The 20,117-nt window shown below is 63.8% G+C and carries 23 protein-coding genes; 10 read left to right on the plus strand and 13 right to left on the minus strand.

Annotated elements, in window-relative coordinates; genetic code table 11:
• Nucleotides 1–97: 97 nt before the first annotated feature.
• Both BH682_RS23370 and phoU read left to right on the plus strand, forming a co-directional pair.
• Nucleotides 98–2,128, plus strand: a complete 2,031-nt coding sequence (locus tag BH682_RS23370) for an LCP family protein (RefSeq protein ID WP_042451384.1) — start codon at nucleotides 98–100, stop codon at nucleotides 2,126–2,128.
• A 72-nt stretch (nucleotides 2,129–2,200) separates the two neighbouring features.
• Nucleotides 2,201–2,896 (plus strand): phosphate signaling complex protein PhoU, encoded by a 696-nt coding sequence (gene phoU / locus BH682_RS23375; RefSeq protein ID WP_003940130.1) that lies wholly within the window; start codon nucleotides 2,201–2,203, stop codon nucleotides 2,894–2,896.
• 58 nt (nucleotides 2,897–2,954) lie between these two features.
• On the opposite strand, the gene BH682_RS23380 is transcribed toward phoU, so the two are convergent.
• From BH682_RS23380 to BH682_RS23440, 13 genes are all read right to left on the minus strand, one after another.
• The gene (locus BH682_RS23380; protein ID WP_075834257.1) at nucleotides 2,955–3,701 is read right to left on the minus strand and encodes an SDR family oxidoreductase; all 747 of its coding nucleotides are present in this window, start codon (nucleotides 3,699–3,701) and stop codon (nucleotides 2,955–2,957) included.
• Between the two features lie 90 nt (nucleotides 3,702–3,791).
• The gene (locus BH682_RS23385) at nucleotides 3,792–4,529 is read right to left on the minus strand and encodes an urease accessory protein UreD (RefSeq protein ID WP_075834259.1); all 738 of its coding nucleotides are present in this window, start codon (nucleotides 4,527–4,529) and stop codon (nucleotides 3,792–3,794) included.
• Nucleotides 4,529–5,278, minus strand: coding sequence for an urease accessory protein UreG (gene ureG / locus BH682_RS23390; RefSeq protein WP_047271075.1), 750 nt, complete (start codon nucleotides 5,276–5,278; stop codon nucleotides 4,529–4,531). Before ureG ends, BH682_RS23385 begins: the two co-directional genes overlap by 1 nt.
• The gene (locus BH682_RS23395; protein WP_007733855.1) at nucleotides 5,271–5,960 is read right to left on the minus strand and encodes an urease accessory protein UreF; all 690 of its coding nucleotides are present in this window, start codon (nucleotides 5,958–5,960) and stop codon (nucleotides 5,271–5,273) included. The genes ureG and BH682_RS23395 overlap by 8 nt, the downstream gene beginning before the upstream one ends.
• Nucleotides 5,961–5,964: 4 nt before the next feature.
• On the minus strand, nucleotides 5,965–7,674 hold the full coding sequence (locus BH682_RS23400) for an urease subunit alpha (RefSeq protein ID WP_030535249.1): 1,710 nt from the start codon (nucleotides 7,672–7,674) through the stop codon (nucleotides 5,965–5,967).
• Nucleotides 7,671–8,141, minus strand: coding sequence for an urease subunit beta (gene ureB, locus BH682_RS37220; protein ID WP_007733849.1), 471 nt, complete (start codon nucleotides 8,139–8,141; stop codon nucleotides 7,671–7,673). The genes BH682_RS23400 and ureB overlap by 4 nt, the downstream gene beginning before the upstream one ends.
• Entirely contained in the window at nucleotides 8,138–8,440 is a 303-nt protein-coding gene (gene ureA, locus BH682_RS23410; RefSeq protein ID WP_003939800.1) for an urease subunit gamma, read from the minus strand. Before ureA ends, ureB begins: the two co-directional genes overlap by 4 nt.
• Before the next feature lie 280 nt (nucleotides 8,441–8,720).
• A complete protein-coding gene (gene pstB, locus BH682_RS23415) occupies nucleotides 8,721–9,497 on the minus strand; it encodes a phosphate ABC transporter ATP-binding protein PstB (protein WP_003939968.1) in 777 nt (258 codons plus the stop codon).
• Between the two features lie 58 nt (nucleotides 9,498–9,555).
• On the minus strand, nucleotides 9,556–10,464 hold the full coding sequence (pstA, locus tag BH682_RS23420; RefSeq protein ID WP_003940100.1) for a phosphate ABC transporter permease PstA: 909 nt from the start codon (nucleotides 10,462–10,464) through the stop codon (nucleotides 9,556–9,558).
• Between the two features lie 3 nt (nucleotides 10,465–10,467).
• Entirely contained in the window at nucleotides 10,468–11,559 is a 1,092-nt protein-coding gene (pstC, locus tag BH682_RS23425) for a phosphate ABC transporter permease subunit PstC (protein ID WP_007733846.1), read from the minus strand.
• Between the two features lie 62 nt (nucleotides 11,560–11,621).
• Nucleotides 11,622–12,740 carry a phosphate ABC transporter substrate-binding protein PstS gene (gene pstS / locus BH682_RS23430; protein ID WP_003940482.1) on the minus strand — a complete coding sequence of 373 codons (1,119 nt, stop codon included), beginning with the start codon at nucleotides 12,738–12,740 and terminating at the stop codon, nucleotides 11,622–11,624.
• A gap of 193 nt (nucleotides 12,741–12,933) precedes the next feature.
• Nucleotides 12,934–13,833 (minus strand): mycothiol synthase, encoded by a 900-nt coding sequence (gene mshD, locus BH682_RS23435; RefSeq protein WP_007733842.1) that lies wholly within the window; start codon nucleotides 13,831–13,833, stop codon nucleotides 12,934–12,936.
• A gap of 1 nt (nucleotide 13,834) precedes the next feature.
• Nucleotides 13,835–14,587 carry a winged helix-turn-helix transcriptional regulator gene (locus BH682_RS23440; protein WP_003939728.1) on the minus strand — a complete coding sequence of 251 codons (753 nt, stop codon included), beginning with the start codon at nucleotides 14,585–14,587 and terminating at the stop codon, nucleotides 13,835–13,837.
• Between the two features lie 141 nt (nucleotides 14,588–14,728).
• Here BH682_RS23440 and BH682_RS23445 point away from each other — a divergent pair, with 141 nt between their 5' ends.
• The 8 genes from BH682_RS23445 (at nucleotide 14,729) to BH682_RS23475 (ending at nucleotide 19,978) form a co-directional block, all read left to right on the plus strand.
• Nucleotides 14,729–15,508, plus strand: coding sequence for an LmeA family phospholipid-binding protein (locus tag BH682_RS23445; RefSeq protein WP_003939847.1), 780 nt, complete (start codon nucleotides 14,729–14,731; stop codon nucleotides 15,506–15,508).
• The gene (locus BH682_RS23450; RefSeq protein ID WP_003939684.1) at nucleotides 15,505–15,981 is read left to right on the plus strand and encodes a thioredoxin family protein; all 477 of its coding nucleotides are present in this window, start codon (nucleotides 15,505–15,507) and stop codon (nucleotides 15,979–15,981) included. Before BH682_RS23445 ends, BH682_RS23450 begins: the two co-directional genes overlap by 4 nt.
• 10 nt (nucleotides 15,982–15,991) lie before the next feature.
• Nucleotides 15,992–16,078: a putative leader peptide gene (locus BH682_RS37325; protein ID WP_350318872.1), complete on the plus strand. Its 87-nt coding sequence runs from the start codon at nucleotides 15,992–15,994 to the stop codon at nucleotides 16,076–16,078.
• A 131-nt stretch (nucleotides 16,079–16,209) separates the two neighbouring features.
• Entirely contained in the window at nucleotides 16,210–16,680 is a 471-nt protein-coding gene (locus tag BH682_RS23455; protein ID WP_003940408.1) for a DUF4395 domain-containing protein, read from the plus strand.
• A gap of 74 nt (nucleotides 16,681–16,754) precedes the next feature.
• Nucleotides 16,755–17,588, plus strand: a complete 834-nt coding sequence (locus BH682_RS23460) for a sulfurtransferase (protein ID WP_003939859.1) — start codon at nucleotides 16,755–16,757, stop codon at nucleotides 17,586–17,588.
• Between the two features lie 2 nt (nucleotides 17,589–17,590).
• The gene (locus tag BH682_RS23465) at nucleotides 17,591–17,896 is read left to right on the plus strand and encodes a DUF1416 domain-containing protein (RefSeq protein ID WP_003939797.1); all 306 of its coding nucleotides are present in this window, start codon (nucleotides 17,591–17,593) and stop codon (nucleotides 17,894–17,896) included.
• A gap of 258 nt (nucleotides 17,897–18,154) precedes the next feature.
• Nucleotides 18,155–18,793 (plus strand): FABP family protein, encoded by a 639-nt coding sequence (locus BH682_RS23470; RefSeq protein ID WP_039973378.1) that lies wholly within the window; start codon nucleotides 18,155–18,157, stop codon nucleotides 18,791–18,793.
• 144 nt (nucleotides 18,794–18,937) lie between these two features.
• Complete coding sequence (locus BH682_RS23475; RefSeq protein ID WP_075834261.1) at nucleotides 18,938–19,978, plus strand: type IV toxin-antitoxin system AbiEi family antitoxin domain-containing protein; 1,041 nt, start codon at nucleotides 18,938–18,940, stop codon at nucleotides 19,976–19,978.
• Nucleotides 19,979–20,117 lie beyond the last annotated feature (139 nt).

Raw genomic sequence — 20,117 nt, forward strand, 5'->3', positions numbered from 1 at the left:
TTCACCAGTAATATGGCTCCAGCTTCGTCGACAACCGGTTGACGCCGGCATCTGAATGACGAGTTACTGACAGTCGACGACGGGACAGGTTGCATCGGTGGGTGATGATCACGATTCGGGCCCACCTCCGCCCGAGAGCCGCGCCCCCTGGGAACGTCCGCTCGCAGACAAGCGCTTCCGCAACGCCCGACCGGACCAACCGGCAACGCCCCAGCGCCCTGCCACACCCCAGCGACCAACACCGCAACCACCCAGTCCCCCGGAGCGTCGCAGCAGTGGACGTACCGGGCGACGGGACTCGCCTCCGACCGACGACTCTGTTTCGGTCGCCGAGTTGGTCCGTCGGGTAGGCGACAAGAAGCCGCCACCAGCCCCGGCTACGCCGCCCAAGCCGGCGCCGAACAAATCCGTACCACCCAAGACTCAATCTTCAGCAGCGTCGTCGCCGCCCCCCGCCCGGCCGATTCCCGCCCGTCCGACCGTTCCGCCCGCCGCTGCGGACTGGATCACCGAAGAACATCCCGTCACCTCCGCAGTGCCGCGGGTAGTCGGTGACACCGGCGCCACTCGTCTGGCGCAAAGCAAGATTCGCCGCCGCCATCGCGCAAAAGTGATCGGCCGATCGGCAGTAGCGTTCCTGGCCGTCATGTCTCTCGCATTGACCGGCGTCGTGTGGGGCTATCTGCGCTCGGTCGAAGGCGGATTCGATCAGATTGCGGCACTCGACACCGAGTCCGACGACATCATCGACGCCGGTGGTCAACTCGGCGACGAGACGTACCTGATCATCGGCACCGATACCCGCGCCGGTGCGAGCGGTGAGATCGGCGCCGGAACCGTCGAAGACGCCGAAGGCGCCCGAGCCGACACGGTCATGCTGGTGAACATTCCCGCCGACCGAAGCCGCGTCGTCGCCGTCTCCTTCCCGCGTGACCTCGACGTCGAACGTCCGATCTGTCAGGGATGGGACAACGACGCCGGCAAGTACACCAGCGAAACCTTCCCGGCAGCGAGCGGGGACAAACTCAATGCGACGTACGCACTCGGTGGCCCCAAATGCCTGGTCAAGGTCATCCAGAAGATGTCCGGCCTGAAAATCGGGCACTTCGTCGGAATGGACTTCGCCGGTTTCGAGCGCATGGTCGACACCGTCGGCGGTGTGAACGTCTGCTCCCCCGGACCGATCGAAGACGGCATCCTCGGAACCGTCCTCGCCTCCGGCGGCACGCAGATGCTCGACGGCCGTACCGCCCTCAACTACGTGCGTGCTCGCCACGTCGAAGCCGAGGGCAACGGCGACTACGGGCGCATCACCCGCCAGCAGAAGTTCCTGTCGGCGCTGCTCCGCTCGGCCCTGTCCAACCAGGTCCTCCTGAATCCGAGCAAGCTCAACGGATTCATCAACGCCTTCACCAGCGACACGTTCGTCGAAAACATCGACACCAAGTCACTGGTCACCCTCGGTCGCTCGCTCCAGAACGTCGACGCAGGCGCGGTCACGTTCTTGACGGTCCCCACGGACGGCACCAACGACTGGGGCAACGAGATTCCTCGCACGGACGAGATCAAGTCCCTCTTCCAGGCGATCATCGACGACGATCCGCTTCCGGGCGAAGAGCGCGAGGACACCACACCGTCGTCGACCAGTTCCACGACAACCGCTCCTACGTCCAGCACGCCGCCGGCCGCCACTTCCGTCGAGGCAATGAGCGCCTACAACATCTCGGTCGACGTCTCCAACGCCTCGGGAATCGCCGGGCAGGCCGCGACGATCGCCGACAGCCTCGCGGCCTACGGTTTCCAGATCTCCACGGTCGGTAACTTCAGCGCAGCCACCGGCCTGGCGAATGCTCAAGCGTCGACCACCGTCGTGCGCTACGCCGCAGGTTACGAGGCTGAAGCGGTGACGGTCGCGTCGTCGATTCCCGGCGCGGTTCTGGTTCTCGCTCCGAGCATGGGAGACATGATCGAGGTCGTCGTCGGAAGCAATTTCGCCGGCACCGTCGTCGCCCCCGCGGACCCGGGAACCATCCTGGCGGCAAATCCGACGTCGGTCGACACCAGCACCTCGACGGCTCTGCCCGCCGACATCGCCAGCGTCAACGCCGGCGACACCACCTGCGACTGACACGCGTTCATTCACCTTGCGTTCACCTGGTGCTTGTGACTTGGTCTTTCACGGCACGTAGGCTCTGACCTCATGCGCGTGGCTTACAACGAACAGATGACCGAGCTTGCAGACACGCTCGGCGAGATGGCAGGACTGGCAGGTGCCGCTATGGAGCGCGCCACCCAGTCCCTGCTCCAGGCAGACCTGTCCCTGGCAGAACAAGTAATCGGCGAACACGACAAGATCACCGAACTCAGCACCATCTGCGAGGAGCGCGCGTTTGCGTTGCTCGCCCTGCAGGCTCCCGTTGCCGGAGATCTGCGCTCGGTGGTCAGCGGAATCCAGATCGTCGCCGACATCGACCGCATGGGCGCACTCGCCCTGCACGTCGCCAAGATCGCGCGCCGCCGACATCCCAACCACGTGCTTCCCGAAGAGGTCAACGGCTACTTCGCCGAGATGGGACGCATCGCTGTCTCCATCGGTGCGGCCGCCAAGGTCGTCCTCGAGACCCGCGACCCCGAGCGCGCTGCCCGTCTGCGCGAAGAAGACGAAGCGATGGACGACCTCCACCGCCACCTCTTCACCGTCCTCATGGACCGTGAGTGGAAGCACGGCGTTGCCGCCGCAGTCGACGTCACGCTGCTCGGCCGCTTCTACGAGCGATTCGCCGACCACGCCGTCGAGGTCGGCCGACGTGTCATCTTCCTGGTGACCGGCAAGCTGCCCGAAGAGCCCGAAACCACCGAGAAGGTCGACAACCTCACCTCGTACCCGGATCTCTGAACCCAACCGTCCACGTGAGTAAAAGGCGGCCGCGCACTTGCGCGGCCGCCTTTCCTATTCAGTTCTCGTGCAACCAGGTTTCCAACGTGGGTCCTGCAGTTGTGGATCCCGGCGCGGGCAGCAACGCCCCACCCTTCATCGCCTTACCCGCTCCCGGCATCGAGATCGGGATCAGCCACCTACGTCGGCCACGGTATTTCAAGATCTCGCGCGTCATGGCCGGGATCTCGAGGACCTCAGGCCCGGCGAGATCTGGAGCCCTCCCGGTCGGACCGTTCTGAGCGCACGTCACCAGAGCCTCGGCGACGGTCTTCGCTGCCACCGGTTGTGACCGCATCCGAGGAACCATAGCGATCGGCCCCAGTCCGAACAGCGCGATCGTCTTCTCGCCGAACTCGAACCACTGAGTGGATCGCAGGATCGTGAAGGGAATACTCGACGCTTCCACCGCGCGTTCCTGCGCAGCCTTCCCCTGGTAGTAACCGAAGGACTTCAATTGCGGATCGTCGCAGTTCACGATCGAGAGCAACACGTGGTGCTTCACGCCGGCCCTGGCTTCGGCCGCGGCGATGTTCTTCGCTGCCGTCTCGAAGAACTCGATTGCCTTCCTCGCACTGTTGGTGACGTGATCACTCACGTCGACGACCACGTCGGCACCGACAAATGCTTCGTCCAACCCCGCACCCGTGGAGATGTCGACTCCCGTCGATCGAGCAGCGGCGACGACGTCATGGCCCCCGATTTTCGCCTGCTCGACGACCAGCTTTCCCATCTGGCCGGTTCCGCCCAGAACAACAATTCGCATGATGCCTCCGTCAAACCTGTGCGCCCGGCTCTCTTCGGCCTGGTCACATACTGGACGACGCAGCCTCCCGAAGTGTGACGGTCGGGCGAATCAGTCGGTGTACTTCTGCGAAACTCGCCCACGCCACTGCGACCAGATCGGATCCAACGCTGCGCTCGCCTCATGTGCGTGGTCGGCAACGGCCCGTGCCAGCATCCCTGCTCCCGCCAGCGGCGTCACGTGCCCTTCGACGTCGTCGGTAGTCTTCATCCCCAACAGCATGGTCGTACCGAGCACGCGATGGCCACCGAGAATTCCCGGCAGCGAACGGCCCGGCACGCTACGCAGGTCGAGAGTTTCCACGAGCAGCGCTTCCCCGCCGACGGTAATGCGCTGATCCGAGCGAAGCGCACCGCCGGTTTCGCCGGTCCGGCCGAACACGATCATCTCGTCGAGCAGCGCAACCGCATCGGATTCCAGTGAAATATCCACGCGCCTGGTCACATCCGCGCCGCCCGCGACGACAAACGGTGCCGCACGCCAGATCAGCGCCGCACCGGCACCGACGCTCGCCGAAGCCGACCACGACGCCCGGCCACCGCGTGCGTTGTACGCGACGGTCCCGGACGGCTCGATCACCTCGAGACACGTACCGGGTGCGACCACGAACTCGATACGTAGGTCGTCGCCGGCCAACAGCGTTGCGCTGTGCCCTACCAGGGCAATTCGCACGGTGAGCCCGCGAGCGTCGACGAACCGCGGGGCCAGGAAGTCGCCCGAGATCAGCTCTCGCGCAACAGCGGTGTCACCCACTCTCTCGACGACGACCCGCGTAGCTCCAGTGCGCATCAGTGAGCGTGAGAGTGGCTGTGCCCGTGACCGTGACCGTGACCGTGGTCTTCTTCATCGGCATGGAAGTGCGGCGCCATCGGCCCCGGATCCTGCGGGGTGTGACTACCCGCGCGATGAGATGCGATGACCTGGCGGAGCCACGCACTGAGCTGGTCGATCGTTGAGTGATCCTTCTGGCTGAGCGCGAGAACTGGAAGTCCGTCACGCGCGGCCGTGGCATCGGCAACCATCTGGACCGCGTCGACGTCGACGTACGGGGCCAGGTCGATCTTGTTGACCACCAACAGATCTGCCCGCTCGATTCCGGGACCGCCCTTGCGGGCGACGTCTCCGCCGCCCGCGACGTCGATGCAGAAGATCTGGGCGTCGACCAGTGCCGGACTGAACGTGGCGGTCAGGTTGTCACCGCCGCTTTCCACGATCACCATGTCGAGGGGATGGAACTGACGCTCGAGGTCTTCGACCGCAATGAGGTTCGGCGTGACGTCGTCACGAATAGCCGTGTGCGGGCACGCACCGGTCTCGACTGCGACGATGCGCTCGATCGGCAGAACGTTGGCCGCGCGCAACAGTCGCGCGTCCTCGTCGGTGTAGATGTCGTTGGTGACCACCGCGATCTCGTACTCCGCCGCGAGTTCGCGGCAGATGGTGGCGATGAGGGTGCTTTTGCCGGTGCCGACGGGGCCGGCAACGCCGAGCCTCAAACCTCTTGCAGCAGTGGTGGTGTTGTTCAGGTTGTCAAGCACGGAAAATCCTCCTGGATCGAGCGTGGTGTTCGAGTGACCATTGTTCGACCAACGGCCCTGTTGTTGCGGGTATATCTGCGACGCCCTCGACGGCTACGGCAGCCGCGGCGACGGTTTCGATGGTCGGGGCTGCTCGGAGCAACCATTCGACCGGTTCTGCCGGATCCACCGGCAGTAGCTTCAATGCCGCCGACGCCACCGTTTGGGCGTCGTCGTACAAACAAGATCTGGCTGCCTGTAGGTCGTCCATCCCGGAGACCGCCGTGAAGACGCCCAACGCGAGCGGACGCATCGGATGCCCAGGCAGCGCCATGAGCATCTGCACCGCGGGGTGCTGCGGCCACAATCGCGACGCCAGTCTCGCCAGCCCACGGCCGAGCTGAATCGACGCCTCACGCAGCGGTGCGCTGGGAGTCCGAGCGAGCAGTTCCCTCGAGATGTCCTCGAGTTCGCCTGCACTACCCTCACTTACGGCCCAGCGGCGCGTGACCACCGTTGAAGCGGCCTCGACAAGTCCGACTGTTTCGAGTCGACCGCGAATGAAGTCAGGGACCTGACTCTGCAGGAGTCCGCCCGCCAGTGCCGGTTCCAACCCCGACGAGTGCGCGTGACCGCCGGTAGGCAGACGCCCGTCTGCCAAGAGCATCGATGCTATCTCGGCAGACGCCGTCTCGATCGACATGGTTTCAGAACAGCATGTAGCGCTGAGCCATCGGCACTACGTCAACGGGGTTGGGCGCGATCAGGTCGCCGTTGACCTTGATGGCAAACGTCTCCGGATCGACGTCGATGGACGGCAGCGCCGTGTTGTTCGGCATATCCGCCTTGGTGAGGTGCCTCGTCGGACGAACACCGGTAAGGGTGCGCGTGAGACCGAGACGGTCGGCCAGACCGTCCTCGATGGCCATCGGAGAGACGAACGTCGTGGACAGGTGTGGGGCCGATCCCGGAGTCGCCGCGATGGCCGGGCGAACGAACACCGGCTGCGGGGTCGGGATAGCAGCATTCGGATCACCAAGCGGCGCAGCAACTATCGCCCCGCCCTTGATCACGGCAGAAGGACGGACTCCGAAGAACGCGGGATCCCACAGCACCAGGTCCGCCATCTTCCCGGCCTCGACCGAGCCGATCTCGTGATCGATACCGTGCGCCACCGCGGGGCAGATCGTGTACTTGGCGACGTAACGCCGCGCACGCTCGTTGTCGGCCGGCATGCTGGTGCCCAGCTTGCCGTACTGGGCCTTCATGACGTGAGCCACCTGCCATGTCCGCAGGGTCACCTCACCGATACGGCCCATCGCTTGGGCGTCGGACGAGGTGATCGAGATGGCTCCGATGTCGTGCAGAAAGTCTTCTGCTGCAATCGTTGTCGGCCGGATCCGGGACTCGGCAAAGGCAAGATCCTCCGGAACCCGGGGATTGAGCGCATGACACACGATGAGCATGTCGAGGTGCTCGGCAACCGTGTTGACGGTATGCGGCAACGTCGGATTGGTCGATGCCGGAAGAACGTTCGGCTCACCTGCCGTCACGATGATGTCCGGTGCGTGCCCGCCGCCGGCGCCTTCCGCATGGAACACGTGGATCCCACGTCCGGCAATCGCATCCAAAGTGTGCTGTACGTAACCGGTTTCGTTGAGGCTGTCGGCGTGCAGCGCTACCTGGAGGCCGAACTCGTCGGCTGCGCGCAGCGCTGCGTCGATCGCAGCCGGAGTGGAACCCCAGTCCTCGTGGACCTTGAATCCGCCTGCGCCGGCGAGAGCTTCCTGACGCATGGCCTCATGGCTGACGGTGCTGCCCTTGCCGAGGAGAAGAACGTTGAGCGGGATGTGGTCGAGGGCGCGGTGCATCATCGTCAAGGACCAGGCGCCGGGTGTGACGGTGGTTGCCTTGCTTCCCTCGGTGGGGCCCGTTCCGCCGCCCGCCACCGTCGTCGTACCGGTCGCGAGCGCCTCCATCATCTCGATTTCACTGAGGAAGTGCACGTGAGTGTCGATCGCACCCGCGGTGAGGATCTTCCCCTCGCCGGCGATCACGTCGGTGCTCGGCCCGATGAGCAACTTGGGGTGCACGCCATCCATGATGTCGGGGTTACCGGACTTGCCGATCGCAACGATGCGTCCGTCGCGAATTCCGACGTCTGCCCGGACGATTCCCCAGTGATCGAGAATCACCGTGTTGGTGATGACGACGTCGAGAGCGCCCTGGTCGCGAGTGGTCAGGCCCTGGCCCATCGACTCGCGGATGCTCTTACCGCCGCCGAAGACCATCTCGTCGCCGGTCGCGGTGTAGTCGTGCTCGATCTCGATCCACAGATCTGTGTCGGCCAAACGGATCTGGTCGCCTGCGGTCGGGCCGTACAGGGAGGCGTAGCCGCGTCGATCGATCCTGCTCATTCGGCTGTCCTCTCAACTGTCGTCGCGGCGTCGTCCGGTGAATCCGCCTCGACTGGAACATCACTCACACGCACGTTCACCGAGGACGCTCGCAAAGGTTCTTCGACCTCGACGCCGGGCGTGCCGAACGGCATGACGGTCTTGGGCTCGCGCGCATGTGTCGGTAGGTCTTCGTCCGGCACGATCTGCAGGCCCGGAACCCTTTTGAGTCCGCCGAGCGCGATCAGTGTCACCGTTCTGCTGACCCCGGGTTCGAACCGAACCGACGTTCCCGAGGGGATGTCGAGCCGGAAGCCGTCTGCCGCTTCGCGATCGAAGGTCAACGCCGGGTTGGCCGCGGGAAGGTGGAGATGTGAACCGATCTGAATGGGGCGATCGCCGTCGTTGACGACGACCATCGTGATCTTCTCCGCGTCCGTGCCGAACTCGAGCGGTTCGGTGGACACACGTACTTCGCCGGGAATCATCGAATGGGCTCCGTCACGGTGACCAGTTTGCGACCGTCCGGGAAAGTGGCCTCCACCTGGACGTTTGCAATCATCTCGGGTACCCCTTCCATCACGTCGTCGCGGGTGAGCACTTGCCGACCGGCGTTCATCAGTTCCGCAACCGTCATTCCGTCACGCGCGCGCTCGAGAATCCAGCACGAGATCAGTGCCATCGCTTCGGGGTAGTTCAGCAGTACCCCGCGCTCGCGGCGGTCACGGGCGACCATGCCCGCGACGCTCAGGAGCAGCTTTTCGGTATCTGAAGGGGTGAGGTGCACTGACAAGCCCTTCCGGTTGTGAAACGACATCGATCGACAGCGTGCTGTCGGGCCGAGATTAGCATTGTCCGAAGCGTCGTCAGTATCCACGAGTTTCACGTCGTCGGCTACTTCAGCGCCCACTCGGCGCACTTGCGCTGCTCATCGAATTATTCGGGCGCCCAACGACGCTCAGCTCTGCGCACCGGAGTGGGAACTATCACCACAACCAAAAAGTTTCACCCCCGTCTCCTGTTGGAAACGGGGGTGAAACATGATCGTGCAGGGTTGATCCCGGGACCTATCCGAAGCGGCCGGAGATGTAGTCCTCGGTGGCCTTCTGCGTCGGGTTCGAGAAGATCTTCTCGGTGTCGTCGATCTCGACGAGCTGACCGGGCTTGCCGGTTGCCTCGAGGTTGAAGAATGCCGTCTGGTCACTCACACGCGCAGCCTGCTGCATGTTGTGCGTGACGATGACGATCGTGAAGTCCTTCTTCAGCTCGGTGATCAGGTCTTCGATCGCGAGGGTCGAGATCGGGTCGAGCGCGGAGCACGGCTCGTCCATGAGCAGGACGTCGGGCGAGACCGCGATGGCACGCGCGATGCACAGACGCTGCTGCTGACCGCCTGAGAGGCCGCCACCGGGCTTGTCGAGGCGATCCTTGACCTCGTTCCACAGGTTGGCACCGCGCAGCGAACGCTCGGCCACCTCGTCGAGCTTCTTCTTGCTGCGCTCGCCCTGCAACTTCAAGCCCGCGACGACGTTGTCCTTGATGGACATGGTCGGGAAGGGGTTGGGTCGCTGGAACACCATGCCGATGGTCTTGCGAACACCGACCGGATCGACGTTCGAGCCGTAGATGTCCTCGCCGTCGAGCAGCACCGAACCCTCGACGCGCGCACCGGGAATCACTTCGTGCATGCGATTGAGTGAACGGAGAACGGTGGACTTGCCGCAACCGGACGGGCCGATGAAGGCGGTGACGCTCCGGGGCGGGACGGACAGGCCCACATCGGCGACGGCGTGGAACTTGCCGTAGTAGATGTTGACGTCCTTGAGATCCAGACGCTTGGCCATTACCGGCTCCCTACTGAGTTGTTGACGCTGTTGAGTACGAACATGTTCCGAGGCCGCATCACTTACTTCTGACCTGGGAGAAGTGACCGATCAGCTTCGCGACGATGTTGAGGATCGCGATCAGCAGGATCAGGGTCAGTGCTGCGCCCCAGATGCGGTTGGTGCCGGCGTCGGTGGGGTTGTTCATCTCGGCGACCATGACGGAAGGCAGTGTGCCCATTTCGCCGTTGAACAGGTCGAAGTTGATGAACGGTGCGTAGCCGACGAGGATCAGCAGCGGTGCGGTCTCACCGAGCACGCGGGCCAGGGCCAGCATGACGCCGGTGATGATGCCGGGAAGTGCCGTCGGCAGAACGATTTTCGAGATGGTCTTCCACTTCGGCACACCGAGCGCGTACGACGCCTCTCGCAGATCCATCGGGACGATGCGCAGCATTTCCTCGGTGGAGCGGATGACGACCGGGACCATCAGAAGGACCAGAGCCAGTGACACCGCAAACGCGGACTTGGGGAAGCCGAAGGTCGCGATCCACAGGGCGTAGATGAACAGCGCGGCCACGATCGACGGAACACCGCTGAGGATGTCGACCATGAACGTGGTCAGCTTGCCCAGCTTCGACTTCCGGTCGGCGTACTCCACCAGGTAGATCGCGACGAAGATACCGAGCGGGATGGAGAAGACCGCGCACACGATGCCTTGCAGCAGGGTGCCGATCAAGGCGTGATAGATACCGCCGCCGTCGGCCGACGCCGTCAATCCGCTCAGCGAGTTGGTGAACCAGGTAGGCGACGTCAGAGCGGGCAGGCCCTTGGCGATGACCGTGAAGAGCACCCAGACCAACGGGATGAGCGCGATGACGACTGCCAGGCTCACCAGGATGGTCGCGATGACGTCCTTGGCACGACGACGAGCGCCGACGCCTTGGAAAGTGGGGGCCTTGACCGGCCGGTCCAGAGTGGAGGTCATGGGTCAGTCCTTCTTTCCGGCGATCACTGCGCGGGCAGCCGCGTTGACGACGAAGGTCAGTACGAACAGCACCAGTCCGGCCGCGATGTACGCGCCTGCCTGGATGTCGTTGTTGAACTCCGCGTAGCCGAGGGCGATCTTGGAGGCGATGGTCGAGCCGCCGTCGAACAGCGACCAGCCGAAGGCCTGAGAGGTGGTGCGCAGGATCAGGTAGAGCGCCATCGTCTCACCGAGTGCGCGTCCGAGACCGAGCATCGAGCCGCTGATGTAGCCGGACTTACCGAACGGGATGACCGTGGTGCGCACAACTTCCCAGCGCGTGGCGCCGAGGGCGAGTGCGGCTTCGATCTGTGATCGCGGGGTCTGGATGAACACCTCGCGGGTCACTGCGGTGATGACCGGAAGGATCATCACGGCGAGGACGATGCCTGCGGTGAAGATGGTGCCGCCACCGGTGATCGATCCGCTGCCGTCGGCGAAGAGCGGGAACCAGCCGAGAGTGTCGTTGAGCCACACCGCGACCGGGGTGATCGCCGGAGCGAAGACGAGAAGTCCCCACAGGCCGTAGACGATGGACGGCACAGCTGCCAGAAGGTCGATCGTGTACGACAGTGGCCGCGTGAGCCACTTGGGTGAGTACGAAGTCAGGAAGATCGCAATGCCCAGTGCGATCGGCATCGCGAGCACCAGTGCGAACAGCGAGACCAACACCGTGACCTGGAAAAGATCGAGGACACCGAACGCCATCGCGTTGATGTTCTGCGTGACCCATTCACGGCTGGTCAGGAAGTTGACCTGGTTCCGGCTCAAAGCAGGAACAGCACGCCAGATCAGGAACGCGCCGATCGCCGCGATGACAACCGTGATGAAGATTGCCGAACCGGAGGCGAGCGAGCTGAAGATGCGGTCACCCGGACGGGTCACCGTCTTGCTGTTGCCGCTACCCGGACCGTCACCCTTCGGAGGATGCTCGGTTTCTGGAGCCTTGGTGGAAGTAATCGTGTCCTCCGTGGTGCCGTTCGGACCGCCCACCCCGGCCCCGCTGGTTGCGGGGCCGGGAGAACGAGATGTCGAGGTGATGGGCGCGTCACTCATGCGCGCTCACTTCCTTCACGTCTGAATGTAGATCCATGAGCTTGTCCGCACGAGTCTCTAGGTCAGCTGATTGCCGTGATGGACGCGTTGAGGCGATCCTGGACGTTGGACGGCAGCGGGACGTAACCCTGCTCGGCCAGGTTGGCCTGACCCTCGTTGGCCGCGCTCGTCAGGAACGACTTCACTGCTGCGGAGGTGTCCGCGTCGTAGCCCTTGGAGCAGACGATCGAGTACGTGGCGAGAACCAGCGGGTAGGCGCCGGCTTCGTTGGTCTTGAAGATCGACGCGAGGTCGAGCGTCAGGTCGCCGGTTGCGTCGGACTTGAACTTCGCGCCTGCGATCGACTTCGCGGCCGTGTCGTTGGTCAGTGCGACTGCCTCGGAGCCGGTGTTGATTTCGGCAACCGAGAGCTTGTTCTGATCGGCGAACGACTTCTCGACGTAGGTGATCGAACCCGGTGCCGTGGCAACTGCCTGTGCAACGCCCGCCGAACCCTTGGCGCCCTCACCGACGCCACCGGTGAAGTCGGACCCTGCGCCCGACGTCCAAGCACCGTTCGATGCCGCGTCGAGGTACTTCTGGAAGTTGTCGGTGGTACCCGAGGAATCGGAGCGGATCACGGTGGTGATCTTCTCGTCGGGAAGCGATGCACCGGAGTTGAGCGCGGCGATTGCCGGATCGTTCCACTTGGTGATGCCGCCGTTGAAGATCTTCGCGAGAACCTCTGCGTTGAGAACGAGCTTGTCGACGCCGTCGAGGTTGTATGCAACTGCGATCGGGCCGAAGACGAGGGGAAGGTTCCAGGCTTCGCCGCCGACGCAACGCTCCTTGGCCTTGTCGGCCTGCTCGTCCTTGATGGCCGAGTCGGAGCCGGCGAAGTCGATCTGGCCGGCGATGAACTGTGTACGACCGTCGCCCGAACCGCTGGGGTTGTACGCGACGTTGACCGTCTTGCCCTTTTCCTGGCACACGGAGATGTAAGTGGCGACGAACTGGTCCATGGCGTTCTTCTGTGCCGAGGAACCAGCGGCAGAGAGGTTGCTCTTGCCTTCGCACGTTGCGTTCGATGCGGACGCGTCCACACCCGTCGACGACGAGTTGTTGTCGCTGCCACATGCGGCCAAGGTCATGGCGCCCACGGCCACTACACCAAGCAGGGCACCACTGCGCTTGAGATTCACCAAGATCCTCCGGAAATCGCTACCGCCACGCCCACGATCGGGCGGCGACATGAGACGCAGAATGATTGAAATCTGCATCAGGCAACACGGCGCTGCCCACAGAGAAAAGTAGGCGGGCGCGGTGTCCGGCTGGACCACACATGGTTAACGGAGAATGAACAGACTGGACATTTCTGCGTGTCCGACTGTGACGTCAGAGCGCGCGGGCGTAAGCCATGTCCACGTGGAACCGATCGAAGCCGAGTCGTTCGTACGTGTGGAGGGCGGCCGTGTTGTCGCCTTCGACGTACAGAAGGACGGTTCCGAGGCCGCGATCACGCAGGTAATGCATGCCCGCGAGAGTCAGCACTCGGCCGAGACCTCGTCCCTGCGCCGCGGGATCGATCCCCACGACGTACACCTCCCCCAGCTCCGGATCGTCACCTTCGGGTGCGTGCACCTTGGTCCAGTGAAAGCCGAGAAGAGTATCGGGATCGGTGTCCGCGAACGCCATGAACAGACCAGCAGGGTCGAACCAACCTTCGGCCGTTCTCTCGTCGATCTCCGCCTGGGTCCAGCCACCCTGCTCGGGATGCCAGGAGAAGGCCGCATTGTTGACGCGAAGGATCTCGGAATCGTCTTCGGGTCCACCATACGTCCGAATCGTCACACCTTCGGGCACAACGATTTCCGGAAGCTGCGGAGCATCGAGTGGTCGACGCAGCTGCAGGAGTTCACGAACGCTGACCAGATCGAGGCTCTTGGCGAATTCGACTGCGGCGTCGACGTTTCCGTGCGCCCAGACACGCGTGCCCGGCCGGCCCTCGTCGAATACCGCTGCGGCAAGCCTGGTTCCGATGCCGCGGCGCCGCGCCTGCGGGTCGACCACCAACTCCGCCATGTCGGGATGCTCGTCCGAACCGGCTTGCAGCTGCGCATAACCGACGACCGCATCGCCGTCGAGTTCGAGGAAGTGTCGCGCGCCGCCGCGCCCGGCAACGGCATGGCGCCCCTGTTCCGACACGGGCGCCTTGCCGTCGAACTCGGTTGCGCGATCGAGAAGCGCGGAAACCTGCTCGGCGAATCCAGCCGGCAGTGAATCTGTCCAACCCACGTCAGACCACCGATCCGTCGGCCGCGTCGTAGTCGACGTCCTCGTCGTCCTCGAACTGAACGGGAGCAGCTGCGCCACCCTTGGCCCTGGTCGGACGCACTGCCTTATATCCGACATTTCGGACTGTACCGATCAAGGACTCGTATTCGGTGCCGAGTTTCGCCCGCAGACGACGCACGTGGACGTCGACCGTCCTGGTGCCGCCGAAGAAGTCGTAGCCCCACACTTCCTGCAGCAGCTGCGCCCGGGTGAATACCCGTCCGGCGTGCTGCGCGAGGTACTTGAGCAGCTCGAATTCCTTGTAAGTCAAATCAAGGGGCCGTCCACGCAGTCGTGCCGTGTACGTCCCCTCGTCGATAACCAGTTCGCCCAGCGTGATCTTTCCCGACGCTTCCGGACTGGCCACACCGCCGCTGCGGGCGACCAACAACCGCAATCGGGCGTCCACCTCAGCCGGACCGGTACCGGGAAGCAGGATGTCGTCCAACCCCCAGTCGGCGTTGACGGCAACGAGTCCGCCTTCGGTGAGGACGGCGACCACAGGTACTGCGGATCCTGTGCTTCCGAGCAATCGACACAACCCGCGTGCGGCAGCCAGATCGGTGCGCGCATCCACCAATGCCACGTCCGCGGAACTTGCCTCGAGTAGCGAGGAAACCTCTGTGGGGGCAGGCCGAACCGAGTGCGCCAGCAACGCCAACGCCGGTAGTACAGCTTCCGGGTTGGGGTCGGAGGTGAGGAGGAGCAGTTCCACACGGCCTCCTATCTAGTAGCCCGCGCAACCCGTGAGGGCAACGCTCGAGTAGTTCGACGCTTTTGGTCGGTCCCTACATTAGCGTGCCTGGTACCGGGGCCGTCGCATCGAACCCCGACCGGAGTCCGTCACAATGGTGCGGTGCGCAAACTGATCATCGGCATCGTCTTTCTCCTCGGCCTCGGACTGGTGGCCGATTTCGGCGCGGCCGCGTACGCCGAGTACCGGGTTTCCCGCGAGCTCCGAACCGGCGCATCACTCGAGTCGGATCCGGAGGTCACCTTCAACGGGTTCCCCTTCCTCACCCAGGCACTCGGCGGGAAATACAAGGACGTCTACGTCAGAGCTACCGGCGTCCAGAGCGACGTGGTGGGCGAAGTGACCGTCGAGGCCGATCTGCGCGGGGTCACCGTTCCCTTCTCCGACATCGTGAACGGCAATGTCACCCAACTCCCCGTCGACAAACTCGACGGCCGGATGGGAATCAACGCCACCGACCTCGGAAAGCTGCTCAATATCCCTGACCTGCAGGTATCTTCGCCGCCTGCCAACAAGTCGGATGGCACCGGGGGCAGCGGCGGAACCGGAGCGAGCACCGCGGGCGCCGTCGTGCTGACGGGAACGGTTGCCGTCGGCCCGGTCGAGACTGCAGTGAGCGTGCAGGCCAACCTGGTTCTGGAAGGTGGGCAGGTCAAGATCGTCGCCAGCAATCTGTATTTCGGTCCGGAGGGCAAAGCCGATTTCTCGATCCCCGCAGCACTCGAACCCGTCGTCCTCGGACTGTTCAGCTACACGATCGATCCGCAGGCACTCCCCTACGGAATTCAGCCGAGCCTGGTCTACGCGGAAGGCGGAAGAATCGTGATCGAAGGCAGCGCCGAAAACACGACGATCGATCTCGCAGAGCTGCAGAACCGATGACCGGGATCACAATTCTGCTGGTCGCGCTGGTCGCCGTCGTCGCGGTCGGGCTCTTTCTCAAGTCGCGCAACGGAAAGGTCCGAGTCACCACGCCGGCCGCGACCGGCGCGGCGGACAGTCGCCTCGAACTGCTCCGCGCCGCTGGAGTCTCTTCGCCGAACGGCGGACCCGTCGTACTGCATTTCTCTGCCGACTGGTGCGGACCGTGCGCGGCAGTACGCCGCGTCGTCGGTCAGGTCGTGATCTCGATGGCCGACGCTCCCCGTCCGCCGGTGGAGATCGAGCTCGACATCGACAAGGAACCGGCTCTGGCACGCGAGATGAGTGTCCTCTCGCTGCCCACCACCTTCATCCTCGACGGTGGCCTGGAGGAACAGTTCCGGGTGTCCGGAGTGCCATCCGCAGCCGATCTGAAAGCTGCACTCGTACCACTATCCGGACCCCACGAGCCAAAATCCGAGAATTCGGGGTAAACTCGCCGACGTGCAAACCCGCCACGAGCTGATGCTCACCCGACGCCGCGCAGTAGACCTGTGCCGCCTCGGGGGCTGTTGCTGTACCTGTTGCTGATCACCACATCCGTCAGATATCTCTGACCTTCGAGCTTTCGCTCACGTGATCAATCCACCGAGTGGGACTTTGACGTCCCGTTTTCTCGGTCCAGGCACAGCATCATGCAATCCAGCGCAGGAGCACTCCCGATGTCCACAACCACACCCCAGCTCGAGCAGGTCGACGTCCGCGGACCTCGATTCGCCGCGTGGGTCACCACCGGCGTTCTCGTACTCACGCTCATCCTCTCGACCTTCTCACTGCCCGCCGCCACCGTCGTTCTCGCACTGCAGGCCATAGTCTTCGCGGTCGGAGCGGTACTCGGCCCCAAGCGCAGCCCGTACGGCCAGATCTTCGGCAAGCTCGTCGCCCCGCGACTCTCGCCGGTCAGCGAACGCGAACCCGTGGCACCGCTGCGCTTCGCGCAGTTCGTCGGCTTCGTCTTCGCACTCGCCGGCACGGTCGGTTTCCTGGCCGGGTCGACGATCGTCGGCACCGTTGCCACCGGCTTCGCCTTGTTCGCGGCCCTGCTCAACGCCGCGTTCGGCATCTGCCTCGGCTGCCAGATCTATCCACTCGTCGCAAGGCTGCGAAATACCGGCCGCGCTACCACCGCGTGAAAACGCTTGCCCCACAACCCTGCTGAACCCCTGCTAGATAACGACCGATGCAAGACCACATCGAAAGGAACACCATGGCTCGCTCCGACGTCCTAGTCTCCGCTGACTGGGCTGAGCAGAACCTCAACACCCCCAAGACCGTTTTTGTCGAGGTGGACGAGGACACCAGCGCATACGACGGCGGCCACATCGAGGGTGCAGTCAAGCTCGACTGGCGCAAGGACCTCCAGGACGGCGTCCGACGCGACTTCCTGAACCAGGAGCAGTTCTCGGATCTGCTCTCCGCCAAAGGCATTGCGAACGACGACACCGTCGTTCTCTACGGTGGCAACAACAACTGGTTCGCCGCTTACGCTTACTGGTACTTCAAGCTGTACGGCCACCAGGACATCAAGCTGATCGACGGCGGCCGCAAGAAGTGGGAACTCGACGGACGCCCGCTCTCCAAGGACGCAGTCAACCGCGAAGCCACGCAGTACAAGGCCGAGACCCCCGACTTCTCGATCCGCGCTTTCCGCGACGAGGTCATCGACGCCATCGGCAGCAAGAACCTCGTCGACGTTCGTAGCCCTGACGAGTTCTCGGGCAAGATCCTCGCTCCCGCCCACCTTCCGCAGGAGCAGGCGCAGCAGCGTGGCCACGTCCCCGGAGCCATCAACATCCCGTGGAGCACCACCGCCAACGAGGACGGCACCTTCAAGTCGGACGACGACCTCGCCAAGCTGTACGCGGAAAAGGGCTTCGACGACACCAAGGAAACGATCGCCTACTGCCGCATCGGCGAGCGTTCGAGCCACACCTGGTTCGTCCTGCAGGAGATCCTCGGCAAGAACAACGTCAAGAACTACGACGGCAGCTGGGTCGAATACGGCTCACTCGTCGGCGCACCGATCGAATTGGGAGCCTGATCATGTGTGGAGCACCTACCCAGGGCCAGACCCTGCCTGCCGGCGTCGACGTCGAGAAGGAAACGGTCATCACCGGCCGCGTTCTCGCAGCTGACGGCCAGCCCATCGGCGGCGCATTCGTGCGTCTGCTCGACGGCTCCGGAGAGTTCACGGCCGAGGTCGTGGCATCGGGAACCGGCGATTTCCGCTTCTTCGCCGCTCCGGGCGAGTGGACCGTGCGTGCACTGTCCAGCTCGGGCAACGGCACCTCCACCGTCGCTCCCGAGGGCTCGGGCGTGCACAACGTGGACGTGACCGTCAGCAAGTAATTCCTGCTTTGTCAGGCGGCCCCGCACCCCTCCGGTGCGGGGTCTTCTGCATTCCGGCTCCCGATTTTTCCGGTCGGTCGCCGCGGTCTAAGATGTACCCGTGGTCATTTTCTTCGAGGTACTCCTCGCACTCGCATCCGTCATGATCGCTTGGTTCTCCGTGTACGTCGTGTACCGCTTGGTCACCGACGAGTCGTGAGTCAGGCTCCGGATTCAGGGTCCGACGCGACCGCTGACGATTCCGCCGCGGCAGGTGCCGTGAGGCGCGGCAGCGGGGACGAAGCTGTCGCCATCGCCGTCGAGCGCTCCAAGTCGACGGCGTCGCTCAACATTCCGACCCTGCCGGACCTTCCGTTGCCGGAGGACACCGCAAACCTGCGCCTCGGCCCTGATATCAATCCCGAACTCCTCGCGCTTCTCCCCCTCGTCGGTGTCTGGCGCGGCGAAGGTGAAGGACACGACGAGAACGGCGACTACGCCTTCGGTCAGCAGATCGTCATCTCGCACGACGGCGGCCCGTACCTCAATTGGGAGTCCCGGTCCTGGCGCCTCGACGCCGAGGGCAAGTACGTGAGCCCCGATCTGCGCGAGAGCGGTTACTGGCGCATGGGCGGCGACGGCATCCCGGGCAGCGTCAACCAGGAAGTGGTCGAACTCCTGCTCAGCCACAGCTCCGGTGTCGTCGAAATGTACTACGGGCGCGCACTCACCCAGGCGTCGTGGGAACTTGCCACCGACGTGGTGATCCGCAGCCAGTCCGGTGCACTGTACGGCGGCGCGAAGCGTCTGTACGGCATCGTCGAAGGCGGCGACCTCGCGTACGTCGAGGAGCGGATCATGTCTGACGGTGGCCTGGAACCGCGTCTCTCGGCCCGCCTGACGCGCTACATCGGCTAGCTCTGCTGTGCGCCTTTATTAACCCCCGGCGGTTAATAAAGACGCACAGCAGATTTATCCACAGGCACCGACAAATTCCACAGGCGGACTTCGGAGCGGCATCTTCGACCGATTCTTGTCGGTCCGCGATCTGACGGTATTCGCATGAGCTGCGACTACATCGATCCTGATCTCCGAAGACTCTTCGACTTCCAACACGGACTCGCGACCAATAAACAACTACGCCCTTTCGGCTATTCACCGCGGCGCATCCAACACCTGGTCGAATCGGGTCAATGGACAACCGTCCTCCACGGCGTTCAATCCAGCACCAACGGCCCGCTCAACCGTGCAATGATTCTCGAGGCCGCCCTTCTGTTCGGCGGCGGAGAGACTTACCTGAGTCACCGGACGGCAGCTGAAGAGTGGGGACTCACGCACATCGAGTCCGAACTGCCGGTCCACATCACGGTCCGATACGGCAGATCCTCGCGCTGTCAGAGTCCGACGGTCAGACCCGAACGCTCCCCGGCGCACCCCGTTCCGTTGGGGTGGTCCACTGCCCATCCCGGAGTGATCGTTCATCGTTCACGCGCTCAGGCCCACATCGGCGTTGCCACTCAGCCTGCTCGTACTTCGCTGGCCGACACCGCAATTGACCTGGCGGTTGCAGAGCCGTCGGCTCGCGACGCCGCTCGTTCTCTGGTTCGCTCCGCCACGGCGTGCAAAGTGTCACGAATGGAATTGCGCACCCGAATGGAATGCCGCCGGCCGAGGCGATATGTCAAAGCGCTGTCCTCGACATTGGACCTGTTGGATCGCGGTGTCCAGTCGGTACTCGAACATCGCTACGCAATCGAGGTCGAGCGCGCACACGGTTTGCCGGAAGCACGACGGCAATCGCCGGTCCTCGTCGATGGGAGAACTCTCTACGAGGACGTCGACTACCGCAATTGCGGTGTCGCACTGATCGTTCGACTCGACGGATTTGCCTTCCACTCTTCTCGGGCGACTGCGCTGCGGGATCGTCGGCGAGGAAACGCATCCGAACTGTCAGGCAACGCCACACTGGTCTTCGGTTGGGAGGAGGTGGAGGGGGCCTCGTGCCGAACTGCAGCCGAGGTCAGAGCGATCCTCGAGCGCGGTGGATGGTGGGGGCCTAATCCTTGTCCACGCTGTGCGCCTTTATTAACCGCCGGGGGTTGATAAAGGCGCACGGCACGAAGCGACCCCCGAGCCACACCCACGCTTTCGCGCGGATCCCGGTCGGACTGATCGGGGGCTCGGGGGTCGGGTGGCTGCCTGGGATTCGCCGGCCGCTCACGCGGTAAGTGAATTCCATCAG

It is taken from the genome of Rhodococcus sp. YL-1, from assembly GCF_001942025.1.
In the GTDB taxonomy this organism is placed as follows: Bacteria; Actinomycetota; Actinomycetes; order Mycobacteriales; family Mycobacteriaceae; genus Rhodococcus_F; species Rhodococcus_F qingshengii.

What these genes read in the sequence shown, in the direction of transcription:
- phoU (WP_003940130.1), top strand. Translation starts at nt 2,201, where the DNA reads ATGCGCGTGGCTTACAACGAACAGATGACCGAGCTTGCAGACACGCTC.
- BH682_RS23380 (WP_075834257.1), bottom strand. Translation starts at nt 3,701, where the DNA reads ATGCGAATTGTTGTTCTGGGCGGAACCGGCCAGATGGGAAAGCTGGTC.
- BH682_RS23385 (WP_075834259.1), bottom strand. Translation starts at nt 4,529, where the DNA reads ATGCGCACTGGAGCTACGCGGGTCGTCGTCGAGAGAGTGGGTGACACC.
- BH682_RS23395 (WP_007733855.1), bottom strand. Translation starts at nt 5,960, where the DNA reads ATGTCGATCGAGACGGCGTCTGCCGAGATAGCATCGATGCTCTTGGCA.
- BH682_RS23400 (WP_030535249.1), bottom strand. Translation starts at nt 7,674, where the DNA reads ATGAGCAGGATCGATCGACGCGGCTACGCCTCCCTGTACGGCCCGACC.
- ureB (WP_007733849.1), bottom strand. Translation starts at nt 8,141, where the DNA reads ATGATTCCCGGCGAAGTACGTGTGTCCACCGAACCGCTCGAGTTCGGC.
- pstB (WP_003939968.1), bottom strand. Translation starts at nt 9,497, where the DNA reads ATGGCCAAGCGTCTGGATCTCAAGGACGTCAACATCTACTACGGCAAG.
- pstA (WP_003940100.1), bottom strand. Translation starts at nt 10,464, where the DNA reads ATGACCTCCACTCTGGACCGGCCGGTCAAGGCCCCCACTTTCCAAGGC.
- pstC (WP_007733846.1), bottom strand. Translation starts at nt 11,559, where the DNA reads ATGAGTGACGCGCCCATCACCTCGACATCTCGTTCTCCCGGCCCCGCA.
- BH682_RS23450 (WP_003939684.1), top strand. Translation starts at nt 15,505, where the DNA reads ATGACCGGGATCACAATTCTGCTGGTCGCGCTGGTCGCCGTCGTCGCG.
- BH682_RS23455 (WP_003940408.1), top strand. Translation starts at nt 16,210, where the DNA reads ATGTCCACAACCACACCCCAGCTCGAGCAGGTCGACGTCCGCGGACCT.
- BH682_RS23460 (WP_003939859.1), top strand. Translation starts at nt 16,755, where the DNA reads ATGGCTCGCTCCGACGTCCTAGTCTCCGCTGACTGGGCTGAGCAGAAC.
- BH682_RS23465 (WP_003939797.1), top strand. Translation starts at nt 17,591, where the DNA reads ATGTGTGGAGCACCTACCCAGGGCCAGACCCTGCCTGCCGGCGTCGAC.
- BH682_RS23475 (WP_075834261.1), top strand. Translation starts at nt 18,938, where the DNA reads ATGAGCTGCGACTACATCGATCCTGATCTCCGAAGACTCTTCGACTTC.